13 protein-coding genes and 1 pseudogene are annotated in these 16154 nt (G+C 56.6%); 4 read left to right on the top strand and 10 right to left on the bottom strand.

Features of this window, described 5'->3' with window-relative positions; all coding sequences use genetic code 11:
* Positions 1-10: 10 nt before the first annotated feature.
* Entirely contained in the window at positions 11-916 is a 906-nt protein-coding gene (locus tag BM132_RS08285) for an AraC family transcriptional regulator (protein ID WP_092454521.1), read from the bottom strand.
* Positions 917-1026: 110 nt separating this feature from the next.
* Here BM132_RS08285 and BM132_RS08280 point away from each other — a divergent pair, with 110 nt between their 5' ends.
* A complete protein-coding gene (locus tag BM132_RS08280; protein WP_092396741.1) occupies positions 1027-1374 on the top strand; it encodes a carboxymuconolactone decarboxylase family protein in 348 nt (115 codons plus the stop codon).
* A gap of 151 nt (positions 1375-1525) precedes the next feature.
* On the top strand, positions 1526-1969 hold the full coding sequence (locus tag BM132_RS08275) for an HIT family protein (protein WP_092396743.1): 444 nt from the start codon (positions 1526-1528) through the stop codon (positions 1967-1969).
* A gap of 183 nt (positions 1970-2152) precedes the next feature.
* On the opposite strand, the gene BM132_RS08270 is transcribed toward BM132_RS08275, so the two are convergent.
* From BM132_RS08270 to BM132_RS08225, 9 genes and pseudogenes are all read right to left on the bottom strand, one after another.
* On the bottom strand, positions 2153-3082 hold the full coding sequence (locus BM132_RS08270) for a LysR substrate-binding domain-containing protein (protein WP_218157834.1): 930 nt from the start codon (positions 3080-3082) through the stop codon (positions 2153-2155).
* A gap of 394 nt (positions 3083-3476) precedes the next feature.
* Positions 3477-5273, bottom strand: a complete 1797-nt coding sequence (locus tag BM132_RS08265) for an FAD/NAD(P)-binding protein (RefSeq protein ID WP_092454519.1) — start codon at positions 5271-5273, stop codon at positions 3477-3479.
* Positions 5274-5276: 3 nt separating this feature from the next.
* Positions 5277-7290 (bottom strand): annotated as a pseudogene (gene sbnA, locus BM132_RS28450) (2,3-diaminopropionate biosynthesis protein SbnA).
* A gap of 18 nt (positions 7291-7308) precedes the next feature.
* A complete protein-coding gene (locus tag BM132_RS08250; protein WP_177218151.1) occupies positions 7309-8568 on the bottom strand; it encodes a SidA/IucD/PvdA family monooxygenase in 1260 nt (419 codons plus the stop codon).
* Positions 8569-8581: 13 nt separating this feature from the next.
* Complete coding sequence (locus BM132_RS08245) at positions 8582-9466, bottom strand: ABC transporter substrate-binding protein (RefSeq protein ID WP_092454511.1); 885 nt, start codon at positions 9464-9466, stop codon at positions 8582-8584.
* Positions 9467-9515: 49 nt separating this feature from the next.
* Complete coding sequence (locus BM132_RS08240; protein WP_177193325.1) at positions 9516-10535, bottom strand: NAD(P)/FAD-dependent oxidoreductase; 1020 nt, start codon at positions 10533-10535, stop codon at positions 9516-9518.
* Between the two features lie 10 nt (positions 10536-10545).
* Positions 10546-12054, bottom strand: coding sequence for a methionine--tRNA ligase (locus tag BM132_RS08235; RefSeq protein ID WP_092396759.1), 1509 nt, complete (start codon positions 12052-12054; stop codon positions 10546-10548).
* Positions 12047-12436, bottom strand: coding sequence for a cupin domain-containing protein (locus tag BM132_RS08230; RefSeq protein ID WP_092396761.1), 390 nt, complete (start codon positions 12434-12436; stop codon positions 12047-12049). The genes BM132_RS08235 and BM132_RS08230 overlap by 8 nt, the downstream gene beginning before the upstream one ends.
* A gap of 169 nt (positions 12437-12605) precedes the next feature.
* Positions 12606-13856, bottom strand: a complete 1251-nt coding sequence (locus tag BM132_RS08225) for an MFS transporter (RefSeq protein ID WP_092396763.1) — start codon at positions 13854-13856, stop codon at positions 12606-12608.
* Between the two features lie 257 nt (positions 13857-14113).
* Between BM132_RS08225 and BM132_RS08220 the strand changes: the two genes are divergently transcribed.
* Together BM132_RS08220 and cysE are read left to right on the top strand one after the other, a co-directional pair.
* Complete coding sequence (locus BM132_RS08220; RefSeq protein WP_177193326.1) at positions 14114-15298, top strand: amidohydrolase; 1185 nt, start codon at positions 14114-14116, stop codon at positions 15296-15298.
* Positions 15282-16103 carry a serine O-acetyltransferase gene (gene cysE, locus BM132_RS08215; protein ID WP_092396767.1) on the top strand — a complete coding sequence of 274 codons (822 nt, stop codon included), beginning with the start codon at positions 15282-15284 and terminating at the stop codon, positions 16101-16103. The genes BM132_RS08220 and cysE overlap by 17 nt, the downstream gene beginning before the upstream one ends.
* Positions 16104-16154: the final 51 nt, after the last annotated feature.

Raw genomic sequence — 16154 nt, 5'->3', positions numbered from 1 at the left:
TTGCCACAGGCTAGATCCTGCGTCGCACTCTTCCTGGTGCCTGCCCATAAATTGCCTTGAATTTCTTGCTGAACGCTGCCTGGGATTGGTAACCGACCTGCACGGCAATATCGCTCAAGCCCAAATGTGAATGGCTCAGCAGACTGAACGCCAACTCCATGCGTATTTGCGTCAACAACACCCAAGGCGATACCCCGGCCACGCGAACGAAGGCTCGCATGAAATTCGCGCGGGACATGTTCGCGAGGTCCGCCAGGCCTTCAATTGTCCACTCGTAGGCCGGATCTGCCAGCATCGCCTGCCAGGCTCGCCCCAGACGTTTATCGCCCAGCAGGGCCAGCGAGCCGCTGTGCTGGCCATGACTTGCCAGATGCGCACGCAGAATCAGCGTGAACAATGCCTGGGAAAGCGCATCGAGCAGAAAACGAGCGCCGACCTTGTCCTCATCCGCCTCTGCTCGCATGACCTCGACCAGGGTCGGTAGCGGCCCGTTGGCGGGCAAGGCGCCGCTGGGAATCACCAGGTATTCGGGTAAGGCTGCAAGCAGCAGTGACGCTCGATTGAAGTGAAAGCTACCGCACAACATGTCCAGGTCCGCGCTGGCGCCGCCAATCCGATGGATCGGCAACGCGCCACCCAGGACAAGTTCTGGCGAGGAGGGCGCAACCATTTTTCCTGGGCTATGCAAGACATGCCGGGCGCCACGAGGCAACAGCAGGATGTCGCCGGCGCGCATGGGCAAACGCTGCCCATCGGGAAACTCCACCCGGCACTCTCCCGCCAACACGATGTGATAGGGCGCGTTGCCCAGGGCTTGTTGCTCGTGATCCAACGCCCAGTCACCCTGAAACTGACAACGCAGATCCAGGCTACCGCGCACGTTGGCCAGGCTCATGAGTTTATCGATTGCATTCATTTGAGAGCATCGCCAAAAAAACTGAGCGGATTGAACAAAATCGACCCGCGCCAGAGTGAAAAACTGAGGGCGTCGAAACAGTACACCCAACCCACTCAGGAGTTAATGCCATGTTCAACAACTGGTCTGAATTGTTGCCCACCATTCAAAAAGCCTTTGGCGCGCTGGGCAAGAGCAACCCGAAAATGGTCAAGGCCTACATGGCCCTTGGGGAGGCCGCCAGCGAAAACGACGTACTCGATGCCAAGACCCGCGAGCTGATTTCAATCGCGATCGCGGTCACCACCCGCTGCGATGGCTGTATCGCCGCGCACACCGACGCGGCGATCAAGGCTGGGGCGAGCCGCGAGGAAGTGGCCGCCGCCCTGGCAACCGCGATCTCGCTGAATGCAGGCGCCGCGTACATTTACTCGCTGCGTTCGCTTGAAGCCTATGACACGTTGAACAACCGCGCGTGACGCCACGCAACATCAGGCCCCGGCACTGCAAAGTACCGGGGCTTTTGCCCGTTCTATGGAAAACCGCCAGGTGATTGTGCTAAACCTTCCGATCGATCGATGCCGGCTTGCTGGCAGTCAACTGTTCCAACAACCGCTTAAGGGAATGATCATGAGCCTGCACGGCGATTACGATCCACAGAACATCTTCGCGCTGATTCTTCGCGGCGAAGCGCCGTCCTACAAGATTTACGAAGATGCCGATGTCTTGGCGTTTCTGGATGTTTTCCCCCAGTCACGCGGCCACGTCCTGGTGATTCCCAAAGCATCCCAGGCGCGAAATATTCTCGAGGTCGAGCCCGCCGTACTGGGCGCGATGATGGCTACCGTGCAACGGCTCACGCGGGTCATCGTCGACGAACTGAAGCCCGATGGCGTGCAGATCGCGCAGTTCAATGGTGCCCCGGCGGGGCAAACGGTCTACCACATTCATGTCCACATAGTCCCTCGCTGGGAGGGCGAAGAGGCGGGCATACATGGGCGGGGCAAGGCCGATCCCGAGGAGCTCAAATTGCTGCAGGCACGTCTGGTCGAGCGCATCCGTTCAGGGGGCTAGCGCTGGCCCGATCCAGACGACGTCTGCGCTCAGCGGCCGTAATTGCCTAAAGCTTGCTCCCACCGGGCCCTGGGCGGGCGGGGCCCATGTGGCGGGTGTCAACGGTGTTCAGGCGGTGAAGCCGCACGGTCTACGGATCGGTCTTGCGAGCATGAGCAAACGTTTGTTGTTGTGTCGCTCGCGCTACTCACAGGCGTAATCAAGCTGACGGATGATAGTAGATGGGTCGCTTGTCTTGAAGAACAGGCTGACTTCCGTTTTTATCCAGTTTCGGAAGATGTTTATTTTCCAATCGTCCGCTTGTTCATGTGCACTGACCAAGTAATAGGCCATTTCGGTATGCGACGAAGCTTCAAGCACGGGTATGACCCATCCGGCCTCGATAGCGGGGCGAGCATACAGGTCACTGACCAACGCCAAGCCTTGGCCAGCGATGGCCGCGCCGAGCAGTAGGTGATCATCGGTAAAGCTGCAACCACGACGTGAGCGGCTGTCTTCTATGCCGTGAGCCTTGAGCCAGAGTTTCCAGTTCGACCGGCTCGCATCCTGAAGCAGTGGATAGTGCAGACAATCGCTAGGTGCCTCGATTCGGTGGCCGTTTTTCAGCAAGGCGGGATTGGCGATCGGCACGATTTTGGGTGTCCATAGCTTTTCGCTGTAATGACCGGCTGACGCTCCCAGCCCATGGCGTATAGCGACATCAATACCATCGCGGCGCAGATCCGCCGAGTAATGGGAAGTCGATAGGTTGATTTCAATATCAGGCCATTGCTGTTGAAAACGCGTGAGCCGTGGGATCAGCCAGGAACTGGCAAATGACACAGTGGTATTGACCGAGAGGCGGGCGCATTTAGTTCTGAACGACTCGAAGTCTTCCCACACGGCTTCGATGTTGTTGAAGGAGACCGCCAGCTGCTCCATCAGGTTTTTCCCGGCGCTGGTCAGGCTGATTTCTCGATGAGAGCGTTCAAACAGCTTTACGGCCATCCGGTCTTCCAGGTTTTTTATCTGCTGACTGATAGCGCCTGGTGTAACGCACAGTATATCGGCCGTCTTTTTCATACTGTTGTATTTGCAAACTTCCACAAATACATGGAGCGATGATAATGGCATGGATCGGCTCATCGTTCAGTCCTTGTTGTCGTTTAGCCGCGGCGCAATTCGTACTGCTAATCACGAATACCCTTGTTTCAGGACAATACTTGTTTCCTCACCGCTGTGGACGGCGATAGGTTGTGGTAAGAAAGTATTGCCCGACATTAACCTCGGTGCATTCAGGAAGTATGGGCTGGACACAGCATCAAATATTTCCTTATGAGTAGTTCTTGCTCTGTTGTGGTGCATCAGGGTTCAGGTGATTGCGGTGTTATCGTTAAACGTGCGCTATGGGTGATGAAGTCAGCGTTGGCAGGCCTGATGCACCTACGCTAATCTCAAACTTATACCTATGCAAGGGCGCAAGAACCTCATTCTCCAGCAGATGGAAATATAAGCTAAGCACTTGTTTTCAGAACGTTTCGCTAAAGCAGTGAGTGTAATGGTTGACTGCATTGCTCAGGCACTTTTCAAGGGCTGATGAAAGACGCGAGCGGTGACTGGACGGCACGTAGTGATTGTAGTAACTGGCCCCTTCCAGAACCGGACCAAATACGTAAATCCGTTCTCGCAAAAGGCGCTGGACAAACTCAGGTTGATGAAGTGAGGTGAAATCGCTGTACGCCAGATGAGAACGTTCAGCCGTAGATTCGGTGACGTCATTGAGCAAAGCATACAGGTGACGCTGGGAATCTCGTGTGTTGATATTAGCGTTAATCAGGTGGTCGAATAGCAAGCATTGCTGTTCGGGTTTTTTCAGTGTGACCGTATGTTTGCGGGTGGTGGAGTTGTAACTGTTAGTGGCGCTATAGCCTGGCAGAATATGAACAGTTCCGCTTTGAATCAATGCAATCAGTTCTTCATGGCGTTCTTTTTGTGGCCCGGCAACCAGTCGATTGATGAGCGGGCAGTAGTTTGTATAGAAGGTGCGGTGGGCCTCCTCGGTTAATCCCTGATGGTCAATGGCGTAACACAACTGATCGCGCAGATCACGCCAGATCTCTAACGATTTCTTCAGTGGGCTGTGTTGGCAGCCCAGGGTACTGTCCCGCAAATCTTCTTGAAGTTGCGTGACAAACCAATGCGGGTAGTTCTTTGTGGTCAGATGGAGGGGCGGGCTACACGTAAGAACCTCCTGCACCTTAAAAGGGCCGTAGTCGTTGGCCAGGCGGTCCAATGCGGCGGATAGATTCCCGCTGGCCTGAGCGTGTTGGAGCGTTGTCCGGACATCGCGGTATTGCTCCTGATAGGCATACGCGCTTTTTTCGTATTGGGCGGCGCAGGCACAGTAGTACGCAGCCGTCATTTCTTGATGAAGCAGCGGCAGCAGGTCTTTTTCAAAGTCGATTTTTTGAGTCGCTGTCTCGCGCCTGATCCGATCGATCCTCTCCTGCGTCATGACCAGAGGCTGGTGACGGATGACCGCATCGTTGATTTCCGGTCGCGCTCGGTAGGGCATTCCCGAGTTACTGTACAGGCTGATCACCGGTTCTCGGCCGGAGCGCGAATACCTCAATCCGCTGTCGGTTTGCTCAAAGATCCCACCTCGGCCCGTGGTTAACGCGGCCACCACATCCATGGCGGTCAATCCTACGCCCTGGATGGCCACTGCCGAACCACTGGCAATGTGATCAAGGGCGGCGGGCAATGGATAGGGCTTGATGTCCGGGGTAGAGGGTTCGTTGCCATGCAGCACCCCATGCCCGGTACACAACAACAGCGTGTCGAAGGCTCCGTTCATTGGCGGCGAAGCGATCAGTCGAAAACGTCCATCCGGCTCCTCCTCGACGGAGCGGATCAAGCGACACGAGGTCTCGAATCGCACATTGAGAGGTACGCGCTCAAGTAATTGCGTGAAGTACCACTGCAGATAGAGACCTAGGTATTTACGCGGTAAGAAGGCGAAGCGATCCTGCTCGCAACTGATAGCGTGGGGATGCTGATGTGTCATCCATTCATAAAGTGTGGGGCGAAACGCTTGCCGGGGGAACAGGGAAAAATCGCCATCTTCGAACATCGAAAGCTGTCCTGCCACGGTATTGAGGCGTAAGTAACTCGCCTGATCGCTGCGGTGGACGCCTTGGCCAGGTGCCTGGGCATCGAAGGCATGTACGGATATCGACATGTGAGGGTGACGCTTGGCCATGGAAAAAGTCTTGGTAAGCGCCAGCAAGCCTGTGGCGCCCAAACCGATAATTGCTATACGCATGGTTCAGCTCCAGCGGGCGGTGGATTCAAAAAAATTGTTCACGGGGACGGTCTGGTGTCGGGAAAGCGCAAGGTCCAGGATCTTTTTACCCAATGCCACGTCCAGAACACCCAGGCCAAAGGGAGAAAAAATCATGGTTCGTGAACGGTCGGGGGCGCGTTCGCCGAGCATTAGTTGGGCAAGGGTGCAGTTGATGAAATCGCGATGACCTACTTGCTGTTCTGTCACATGCAGCGAGGTGTTGGCTTTGAGGCAGTGGTCGATGTCGTCGGTCAAGTTGAACGCCTTCAGGATCTGGCAAGGCGCCAAATCTCGCAGGGATACGTTGAGCAACACGGCGCCAGGCCGTAACGGGTAGCGCTCATCGATATAGGGCTGTGAGGTGTTGGTGGCCAGTACCACGACGTCACCTTGCAAAGCCTGGTCGAGACTTTCGCTCAGGTTACAGTCGAACCCCAGATCCATGGCATAGGCTTTGAACGCCCGGGCGGAGGCTGGGTCGGTGTCATGGATCACGACTTGGCCGATCGACCATTGGTTGATCTGGAACTGCTCCAGAATGGTTCGTGAAATGATGCCCGCCCCGATAAATGACAACCGCGAAATCTCGGTGCGGTGCTCCAACAGGCAGTACGCTGCCAATACCGCGGAGGCGGCCGTACGCACGGCGCTGATGATTGACGCTTCCAGCAAGGCAATGGGATAGCCCGTGGAGAGATCATTAAGAATCAACGTGGCCGAAGCGCGTTGCAGGTTATGGCGGGTATTGCCCGGGAAGCTGGCGATCCATTTGATCCCGGCCACTTTATCAGGACCCGCGAGGCAGGCAGCGGGAAGGGCAATGATCCGGTCCGCAGGACTGTCCTTGAACCGTAAAAAATAGCTGTCCGGGTTCTCGGTGCACTCGTAATGATGTTGCAGGTAAGTGTCCCGGACGACATCCAGGGCCAGGTTTGGAAACTGCTTCAAGATATCGCGAACGGTGCCTCCGCCGACGACGTGAAAGTCCTGATTCTTCAAGGTACTAGGCATTGGAGTACTCCTTGTCTCTTGTAAGAGCGCTGGGGCGGATGCGAGTGAAGTCATACTCTGGAAATCGTGCACGTACCCAGTCGTCGTTGTAGATCGTGTCCAGATAGCGCTCGCCGGCATCCGGGGAAATGGCAACCACGGTCGCGTCGGGATGAATCCGGTCTTTCCAGGCCAATACACCGGCCAGGACCGTGCCGGTGGAACCTCCGAACAACAGGCCGTTCTCCCTGGCCATATAGCGGCACATCTGGATGGTGTCTGCTTCCTTGACGACTTCCAGGGCATGCAGGTTGTCGGCGCGAAACAAGGGCGGCATCTGGCTGGAGCCCAGGCCCGGGATATGCCGCTTTCCCGCAGCCCCGCCAAACGTAACGGAGCCCAGACTGTCCACCGCGATGACCTTGGTGTAAGGGCTGTGTTTTTTGAAAAAGTCGATACAGCCCATCAACGTCCCGGTGGTGCCGGCTCCCACGAACAGGTAATTGACCCGGGTGAAGCTATTGAAGATTGAGGTGGCGGTGGTACGGGCATGGGTCTCTGGGTTGGCCGGATTTGAGTATTGATTCAGCCAGAGACAGCTCGGATCCGCGGCTATTTTTTGTTGGACATAGGCAATTCGGGTACCCAGGAAACCACCATTGGAGTCTTTGGTGTCCACCTGAACAATCCGGGTACCCAGGGCTTTCATCAACTTCAGATTGGATTCGGAAGTATTAGGATCGCAAACACAGATGAATCGATATTTACGCTCTGCGCAGATCATGCTCAGGGCAACGCCGAGGTTGCCGGATGAGGATTCGATCAGCGTAGTGTGCTTGTTGATCAGACCTTTCTGTTCCAGGCTCAAGACCAGGCCCAGAGCGGTTTTCATCTTGATCGAGCCGGCGGCGTTGAAGTAGTCCAGTTTTAAGGCGCAGCGGATGCCCAGGCCCTTGACGGTGAGGAATACGTCGTCAAACACGATATCGGAAGAGGCGTTATACATGTCGACACCTGTAGGTATTCAGAACAATGAGTGGGTCAGGATGCCGGCGCGCATGGCCAGCAAGGAAAACGACTGCCCCTCGCCGATGCCGTGGGAGCGCTCGGAAAGGCCGTTGACGAGAAGGGTGGGTTTAAATGACGCGGTAGTGGTCAGCTTGTAGTTCTGTTCGACCAGCACACCGTTGTCAGTGCCCAAGGTCAGCCATGGTTGCAGTTGCGAGAGCACGGACGGGATGTAGTCTTGCTGGTAGCCTGTACCCAGGATCACGTAATCGACGCTGACGCTGTTGCGTTCCAGGGTGTAGGGGTCGCAGGTGTGCAAGGTGACGGCTGTCGGGGTGTGTGAGACCGATTCGATTTGAGTGAAGATCTTCAACGCCAACCTTGGTTTATTGCTGACCAATCCCTCATAAAACAGCGAATACAGCGCCTGGCTTTCGTCGACATCGATACCGGAATAATTGGTGGACTTGACTTCCTCCAGAATCATCGCTTTTTCGACCTGGCCCAGTTTATGGAAATAGGCCACGCGATCCGGATGGAACGCCTGGTTGGGGAACTGCCCCAATTGTGCAATTTTGAAACCGCTGCTGCGGTGGATGGAGGTGACCTGGGCGTTGGGAAAACGGTTCAACAGATCGACGATGGATTCTCCGGCGCTCTGGCCGGACCCGATGACCGCAAACGACCAAGCGCCCTGGCAATCCAATGTGTCGATACTGCTCAGGTAACGCGAGGTGTGGATCACTCTCGAAGTGTCCAGTTTCGTGAACTGCCTGGGAATATTCGGTGTGCTTCCGGTAGACAGCACCAGGCTGCGAGTCAGGTATTGGCCTTTAGTGGTCATGACCAGCAACTGCTCGACCTGGCCGTCCTCCATGACGGGGCGGATTTCCTGGACCTCCTCCCCATAGTGCACATACGGTGAAAAGGCTTTGCCGACCCAGGCGACATAGTCGGACCATTCATTGCGACTGGCCGGACGGCCCAGCAGACCAAACTGATACAAGCGGTCATGTGCCTTGAGGTACATGGCGAACGAATGCCGACTTTGCGGGTTGCGCGGTGTGACGAGGTCGCGCAATACATGGTGATTGATGTCAGTGCCGTCCAGCAGAAATTCCGGGTGCCAGGCGCAGCTGGCGTTCTTTTCCAGAAACAGACACTGCCTTGTTTCCAGCGGGCCATGGGCGGCGTCTTCGAGGGCGCACGCCAAGGCGATGCCAGCGGGGCCGAAGCCGATATTGATCATCTCGTAATAGTCGGGAGTAACCTGCATGTGGCACCTGTGATCAAGCAGAAGTGGAAGGGATGAAACGTTGATCGCGTATTTCCCAAAGGGCCGCGTGGGCGAAACGATTTTGGCCGTTGCAAAACTGCACCTGACCCAGAACGGTATTGAAGGTGGCGGTTTGCAGTGCATCGAGCATCTCGCCGCAGTGGCTCAGAGTCCTGGCGATTTGCAGGGCAGCCAGACTTTCCTGGAAATAGGTAGGCTCGGCTGTTACCAAGCCGACGATCCGAAGGTTTTGCAAAGGCGAGGTGTTCTGAATAAACCAGTTGGAAAGCGCATCGTCGGTGAGATAAATCGGTAGGTCACGATGCTCGTTGAGAAGGGAATTGACGTAGCGGATGCTGTTGTTCAATCGCCCGCAATAAACCACCACCTCGGCCAGCTCGAGCGTTGGGGCAACAAACATGCTGGAGCCAGCTAAAATTGCAGTCAGCACTCGTGCCAGGGATTTACCGTGTTCGGTTGAATCATGAACAATCAACACGTTTCCCCGTGGGGCATCCATGATCAGGTTTCTGGCCAGTAGCTCCATCAGGTCTTTGTCGGATGGGCAGAGACGAAAGGCGTGTGCGGCGCCTTCCAGCAGATCCTGCTTGGTCGCTGCCGGCAGCAATACTGGAATGCCGGATGCCTGATACAACGGCAGCGCGCCTGCCGCGGCGTCCGAAGAAAAATGCCCAACCACCACATCGACGCCTTTGGCGATGAGATTCTGCGCGGCTCGGCGCCCCCCCTGAGGACTGGCGTCGTCATCTTCGAAGACAAACCTCAGCCCCAGGGTGTCGTGTGTGTTGATGAAGTGATTGATAGCCGCGAGGAAGGTGCGGGCATGCACTGTCCTGAAACTTTCGAAAATTGCGGATATGCCGATGCAAAAGGACATGCTTGTCCCTCCCTGGACGTTTATTTCAAGGAATGCAGCAGGGTAATAGTTAACGCTGTCGGGCTATTTGGCTGTAGATGCGCGCAGCGATCGGGAAGGCGTATTTGTAACCAACGCCATTGAAACCGGTCGCTAGCCAGATACTTGACCCGGGATGTTGTGGCCCCAGCCTGGGCAACCCGTCCGGGGTATACAGGTCGGTTGCCAGATCGATTGATAGCAACGAATACTCATCGACGTTGCCCAACAGATCCTGTAGCCGCTGCTTGCAATCCTCGACCATGGTGCGCAGGTATCCAGGGTCGCCTTCTATCTCTGACAGACTGGGCCTGATTACCGTGCTGCTTTGCACAAGACCGCCGGGTAGGGCAAGGATGTAGTTGCTGGCGACATAATCGATACAAGGCAGTTGGGGGACGAGCGGCCCCCGGAACTTGAAATAGGGGATGGTGCGTACCTGGGCGTCTTTGATGTAGCTCAGAACCTGGCTTCCAGAGCCTGCTGCATTGATCACCAACCGTGCGCGATAGACGGTTTCAAGGCCATGAATCTCGACCTGGGTGTTGCGCTCCACCAGTCGTTGGACCTCGCAGTGTTCGATCAAGCAGCCGTGCTTGCGCAACGCGGCGCGCAGCCCGCTCATTGTGGCGTGGACATCGCTGATCGCGGCGCTGGGCTCATGGTAGTAAGCACCGTCATGGGCGAGCGGGCGGCCAACCAACTGCGCCGCAGCTGCGGGTGAGATCCCTTGAACCCGGGCCTCACAGCGGGCCATTGAAAACGACAGCGGCATTCGGTAAAGCGCGCCGGTTGTCGTCTGATGGCTACTTAAGATTGATTCCACCTCGGTTTCGCCGGGTGCTAGACCGATTACTTCGGCCATCCTGGCTAGCTCAGGGTTCGGTTCGAATGCACGACATATACCCCCAGTATGGGCCGTTGCACCGGCATAACCGCAGCGGCTCTTCTCCATCAACAAAGTATCGACACCACGCTCCGCGAGTAACGCAGCGATAGTCAGCCCGATAATCCCGCCGCCGATGACGGCCACTTCGAAATCGCTGTGCATGGCCTTTCCCCTAGATGGAGTAGTCGAGGAAGTTGGCATTGATCAGATTGTCCAGGACCAGCGTTTCACTGATCGCGCAGCGTTTCTGGATCTGTCTGGAAAGGCTCGGGGTGATCGGGGCACAAATACAGGATGCCAGTGCCATCAGGTAGTACAGGGGTTGTCCCGCTTGCAGCCGAGAGTAGGCGAGTTCGTAAAGCTCCACCGCCAACAGGGCCAGATTGCGGCTGGAGAAGCTGTCGGCGCTCGTCACTGTGGACCAGCGGTTGTACACCTCACATAGCAGCCTGTGTTCATTGCGTTGCATGCCATCCAACCAGAACGCCGGCGATTCCTGCATGGCGGCGACGGTGAGCACTTCGAGTTTGTCTTGGTAGAAGTCTTGGTGCCATTCAACGAATTGCGTTTCGACAAAGTCACTTTCTTGCTCTTCCGGCGCCAGCAACGCCATGTAGAGTCTGACGGGGTCAGTGTCGTAGTCACTGACCAGATCGCGAATCCATATGGCATGGTTTCGGCTGGTGGAGAGGTTCAGGCCATTGAGTTTCAAGAACATATTGGTGTAGAGGCGCTGAGTAGTTTTCGCGTAGGGGCTGCCCGCCAGAAGGATCGGGTAGGCGATCCCGTGGCTGTAGAGGCAGTCATAACCGAGAAAGTGCACTAACGTGGTGTCATCGGCACGCCAGAACGTATCGAACAGTTCGGGTGTCTGCTGGTTGACGCAAAAGTGTTCCCGAGTCGCCGCGATGTACCCGGCCATGCCCATGAACCAAGTGTGGGTCTTGCCCAGGCCGGGTTGGCCGATATCCAGGCCAGCATCGCCATGGCGGGTGATTTGCCAGTCTTGTGGGGTCGGTGCCAGCTCACGTTCCACGAAAGCTCGCGAGTTGAGGCGCACCGCACTGTTACCGAGCCAGGTCTGCAGTTTGTGCACATTCTTACCAATGTTCAGATAGGCGTGTTCTTTCTCCATCCATTCATGTTCGCCACCGCAGAGCTTGCACCGGAAGTTCTTCATGTACAGATAATTCGGTGCACAGGCACATTCTTCGCACTGGCTGGCGTCCGAGTCTTGCCCGCAACTGCTGCACTGGCCCCGGCCGAAGGCTTCATAGCCCCATACATTGCAGGCTCGGCAATAGGGCGCCAGGACGGTTTTCTGATAGATGTTGTGATCGCTGACACCCTGGTGATAGAGCTCCAGCACAGCATCGCGAAAAAATGCGTTGTCCAGAGAGCTCATCCAGTGGTCGATCTCGATACCTGCCATCTGCAGGCTGATTTTGATCTTGCGAGTATTTTCCTCGCCCACCACCGCAGGCTCACGACCCTGTTCCCGGCCTCGACGCAACATGTAGGACTGGTAATCATCGGAGTAGGAAACCAACACGCATTCGTGGCCTTTTTGCCGTTGGGTCCTGGTGAAGATGTCGGCGCTCAGAAATGGTCCGGCCAGGTGACCGATGTGTAGATCGCCATTGGGTGTGGGAGGTGTGATGGTGACAATGAATCTAGACATTCTCGCTCTCCAGATGAGTGATATCGGCCTTCATGTAGTCCCCCGCGATAAACTTGTCCCACCAGATCACGTAGAAGTGAAAGTCTTCGTCGCTGTCGTTGATGACATAGTGATTGGTGTGCTTGGGAATCGCGGCGATGTCACCGGTTTCAAACAGATACTGCGCGTCACCGATCACCAGTCGGGCGGTGCCCTTAAGGGCAATGAAGATTTCCTGGTCGATCTGTACGTGAGGTTCGCTGTGAGTGTGGGGTCTGACGACACACCAGCCGGCGGCAAACGGCATGGGGTATCTGTCCCACGGCAGCAGGCGTTTTCCGTCCAGGTCGTATTCATGCACCAGTGCGGACCAATCCATTTTCCTGAAAATCTCAAAACCCATGAGCTCACCCTGCGATTGGAGAAGTTCACTCGATGGTGTTTGCTGGCGTGAAAGCTGACAACGCAGAATTATTCAATTCTGGGTTAAGAAGGACTAAATTCAGGAGAGGGTGCGGGAGTAGCCAGGCAGCGAAACTGCCTGGCCGGGGGAACGGGTCAGTGGGGAAGCTTCAGTACACGGTTTTTTTAAAAGGGCGGGTGACTACGCCCTTGTAGAACGACAGGATCGCGAGCAGTTGCACCACGACGGCGGCAATCACGATAGCGGCGATGGCTTGGCTCGGTACGGCAAAGGCCGAACGGACCAGGCCGAAGAACGCCGGGGCGAAGGCATAGGTGGCTTGGCTGATTGCGACCATCAGCGCAATCACCCTGGCGGTTTGTTCGCGGCTGAACTCAGTCTGGGCGATCAGTGGCGGCAATGAAGTGGCGTTGCCGATCCCCGAACCGATCAACACCACCGCCACCCAGGCGACCGCCGGATGGATATCCAGACCCAGCAGCATCAGTGTGCCAAGCATCTGAATCCCGTAGCCCAGGCAGGCCAGTTGACGGCGGTTCATGCCTTGGGTCATCAAGCGTGCGGCCACGTAACGCCCGCCCATGGCGCTGGCGGTGGCCAGGCCCATGGCGAATGAAGCGTCCTGGGCGCCCATGCGTGCGGCCAGAATCGAATACAGATGGGCGATCAAGCCTATCTGGGCGAACAACCCCAAGGACATGCCGGCTGCCAGGGAACGGAAATTTGCCGACTTGAGGGTTTGCGCCGCAGTCCAGGGTACGGCACTTGAGCTGATCGCCACGGGCTCTGGCTGGTCGGCATTGTCAGGATGCTGGCCGAGGCTTTGCGGGCTTTTATTGAAAACCAGAAAGGCGAAGCAGCCGAGCAGCACCACGGCTACGGAACTGATCACCAGCGCCGCCGTGGCGAAGCCAAAACGCTCGATCAGCAACACCCACAACGGCGAGAAAATCACCCCACCCATGCTGGCGCCGTTGTAAGCCTTGCCCAAGGCTTTGGGTCGCTCCTTGATATACCACGGGGCGATCAGGGTATTCACGGCTGCGGCGCCCAATGTCACCCAACCGATGCCCGAGCAGATGGCTCCGGCATACAGCACCCATAACTGGCTCGCCTGAGCCCAGATATTCACCCCGACTCCCAGCACTATGCTGCCCAGCAGGGTAATGGCCGGCACACCGAAGCGCGCGTAGAGCCTGGGCAGGTTGGCGATGACCAGCGTGCCGCTGAGAAAGTGCAGGGTAACGGCCGCCGACACCTGGGCCACCGGCCAGCCGGTGCGATCCATCACGGCCTGCATATAGATCGGCGGTCCATAGAAACCGACCCCCCAACCAATCATTGCCAGGATGAATGTGCAGGTCAGAACAGTCTTTCCAAAAAAACGGGTGTGCTTCATCGCCATCTCCTCCATGTTGGCTGACAGGTTATGCTCCCGATGTATCTCTCACTTCGAGGTGGGTCGAACAATGGATGTTCGTTCTCCTCAAGGGAAGCACCGCTGGCTTCATCTGGCAATACGCCCGGCTACAAGCAGGTTTAGTTTTTCTCATCCCTGGCTTTAACGGAAATCGGTTTTCGTCACGAGAGTAGCGGTCATGATAACCGTCGGAGGACGACATCATGATGCTAAGCCACAAGCAACAGCGGCATTTTGTGAACAAGTTGATCAAGCTACGGCAGGTGCTGCACCGTATACCTGAGCTGGCCTACCAGGAGGTGCGCACCAGCGATGTGATCTGTGAAGCGCTGGGGGCTTTGGGTATCCCGTTCATTCGAGGACTCGCCAAGACTGGCGTCGTGGGCATTATCACCAAAGGCAATGCCGGTCCGTGTATTGCGGTGCGCGCCGACATGGATGCCTTGCCAATCACTGAGCGCAACACTTTTGGCCATGTGTCACAGCACCCCGGTTGCATGCATGCCTGTGGTCACGACGGACATATGGCGATGCTGATTGGCGCCGCCGAGTTAATCAACCGGTTTGTCGATTTCAACGGCACGGTGTGTTTGATCTTTCAGCCCGCCGAGGAGGGCCAGGCCGGTGCCAAAGCCATGCTCGACGATGGCCTGCTTGAGCGTTTCCCAATCCAGGCTATCGCCGGTTTACACAACTGGCCTTCGTTGCCGGCAGGAAGTTTTGCTACCCGGCCGGGGGCCTTGATGGCGTCGAGCAACAAGTTCGAGATTCACCTCGATGGCCGTGGCGGTCATGCCGCGCAGCCGCATATTGCGATCAACCCCATTAACGCCGCGGCGCAGTTGTGCCTGGGGTTGCAATCGTTGGTGGCCAGCGAGGTGAATGCGTTGGAGGCTGCGGTTGTGACGGTGACAGAAATAAAAGCGGGCAATGGCTTTAACGTCATTCCCGAGCGCGTAAGTATCCGCGGTACCGTGCGGGCTTTCGACAGCCTGACGGTCGATCGGTTGGCATCAGCGATCGAGCGGATGAGCGAGGGTATAGCCCAAGCTTTCGGATGCAGGGGAACGGTGGATTTTCGCCGCAGTTACCCTGCGCTGATCAACTGTCCGTTTATGGTTGACCTTGGACTGGAAGCGGCTCGGCAGGTGTTCGCAGAGCCGTATGTGCAAGCCCAGGCACAGGCGTCCATGGCAGCTGAGGATTTCGCATTTTTCAGCGAGCGTATCCCTGGTGTTTTCGCCTTCCTGGGATCGGCGCGTCGGTCGGATGATCCACCGCTTCACTCAGCGCATTACGATTTCAACGATGCAATTCTGTATTCGGGGGCGGCCTGGTTTGCGGCGTTCGCGCGTACGTGCTTCGAGGCCATGAGTTCGGCCAAAGACCTGGGAGGTCATGCCTATGTTTCTGATCAATGATGATTTGTTGGACAGCACCGCCGACTCTGGCGTCGATGCCATGCTGTGGAAGGTACTCCGAGCGCAAGCGATGAATGCCCTCGGGCGCCACCCCAGCCTGGGTCACATGGTCAACGAGGCGGTACTTGAGTGCCCGGACCTGGGCTCGGGCATGGCCGCGCGTATCGCGAACCTGCTGGCGCCCCACGATTCCCGTGAGCGTGGCTTGATGCGCGAGGTGTTACAGGAACTCAGTGGCTGTCACGATCTGGTGTGCTGCATGGTGGCTGATTTGAAAGCCGTGGTTCAGCGAGACCCAGCGTATCAGAACGAACTGGAGGTGTTTCTGTTCGCCAAGGGCTTCGCCGCGCTGCAGGCCTACCGCTTCGGTCATGCACTGTTGCAACAGGGGCGTCGCCTGGAAGCGCTGTATCTTCAGGCGCGATGCAATGTAGTACTGGGCATTGATATCAACCCAGGGTGCCGTATTGGTCGCGGCGTGTTGTTGGACCATGGCACGGGAATCGTTATCGGTGAAACAGCCGTGGTCGAGGATAACGTGTCCATCTTGCAAGGCGTTACTTTGGGAGGCACAGGAAAAGATAGTGGTGATCGTCATCCCAAGGTCAGGACTGGAGTGATGATTGGAGCGGGGGCGAAGATCCTCGGCAATATTGAGATCGGTGCGGGGTCCAAGGTGGGTGCCAATAGCGTGGTGCTCAAGGCGGTTCCTGCCAGGACTACGGTAGTGGGGATCCCGGCCTGTGTGGTGGGCCAGCCCAGGCATGAGCGACCGGCACAGGAAATGGATCAATCCATTAGCTAGGGCAGATCAAAAAAAGGCGAGGAGATTGCCTCCTCGCCGACGATGTGATTC

Source organism: Pseudomonas sp. NFACC45 (assembly GCF_900113505.1).
In the GTDB taxonomy this organism is placed as follows: Bacteria; Pseudomonadota; Gammaproteobacteria; order Pseudomonadales; family Pseudomonadaceae; genus Aquipseudomonas; species Aquipseudomonas tehranensis.
Note: the sequence above shows the minus strand (reverse complement) of the source record. Positions and strands in the feature narration are given on the sequence as shown.

Bases quoted from the DNA above. Each gene is read 5' to 3' on its own strand.
- BM132_RS08285 (WP_092454521.1), bottom strand. From the start codon at position 916: ATGAATGCAATCGATAAACTCATGAGCCTGGCCAACGTGCGCGGTAGC.
- BM132_RS08235 (WP_092396759.1), bottom strand. From the start codon at position 12,054: ATGTCTAGATTCATTGTCACCATCACACCTCCCACACCCAATGGCGAT.
- BM132_RS08230 (WP_092396761.1), bottom strand. From the start codon at position 12,436: ATGGGTTTTGAGATTTTCAGGAAAATGGATTGGTCCGCACTGGTGCAT.
- BM132_RS08280 (WP_092396741.1), top strand. From the start codon at position 1,027: ATGTTCAACAACTGGTCTGAATTGTTGCCCACCATTCAAAAAGCCTTT.
- BM132_RS08270 (WP_218157834.1), bottom strand. From the start codon at position 3,082: ATGCCATTATCATCGCTCCATGTATTTGTGGAAGTTTGCAAATACAAC.
- BM132_RS08250 (WP_177218151.1), bottom strand. From the start codon at position 8,568: ATGCAGGTTACTCCCGACTATTACGAGATGATCAATATCGGCTTCGGC.
- BM132_RS08245 (WP_092454511.1), bottom strand. From the start codon at position 9,466: ATGTCCTTTTGCATCGGCATATCCGCAATTTTCGAAAGTTTCAGGACA.
- BM132_RS08265 (WP_092454519.1), bottom strand. From the start codon at position 5,273: ATGCGTATAGCAATTATCGGTTTGGGCGCCACAGGCTTGCTGGCGCTT.
- cysE (WP_092396767.1), top strand. From the start codon at position 15,282: ATGTTTCTGATCAATGATGATTTGTTGGACAGCACCGCCGACTCTGGC.
- BM132_RS08240 (WP_177193325.1), bottom strand. From the start codon at position 10,535: ATGCACAGCGATTTCGAAGTGGCCGTCATCGGCGGCGGGATTATCGGG.
- BM132_RS08225 (WP_092396763.1), bottom strand. From the start codon at position 13,856: ATGAAGCACACCCGTTTTTTTGGAAAGACTGTTCTGACCTGCACATTC.
- BM132_RS08275 (WP_092396743.1), top strand. From the start codon at position 1,526: ATGAGCCTGCACGGCGATTACGATCCACAGAACATCTTCGCGCTGATT.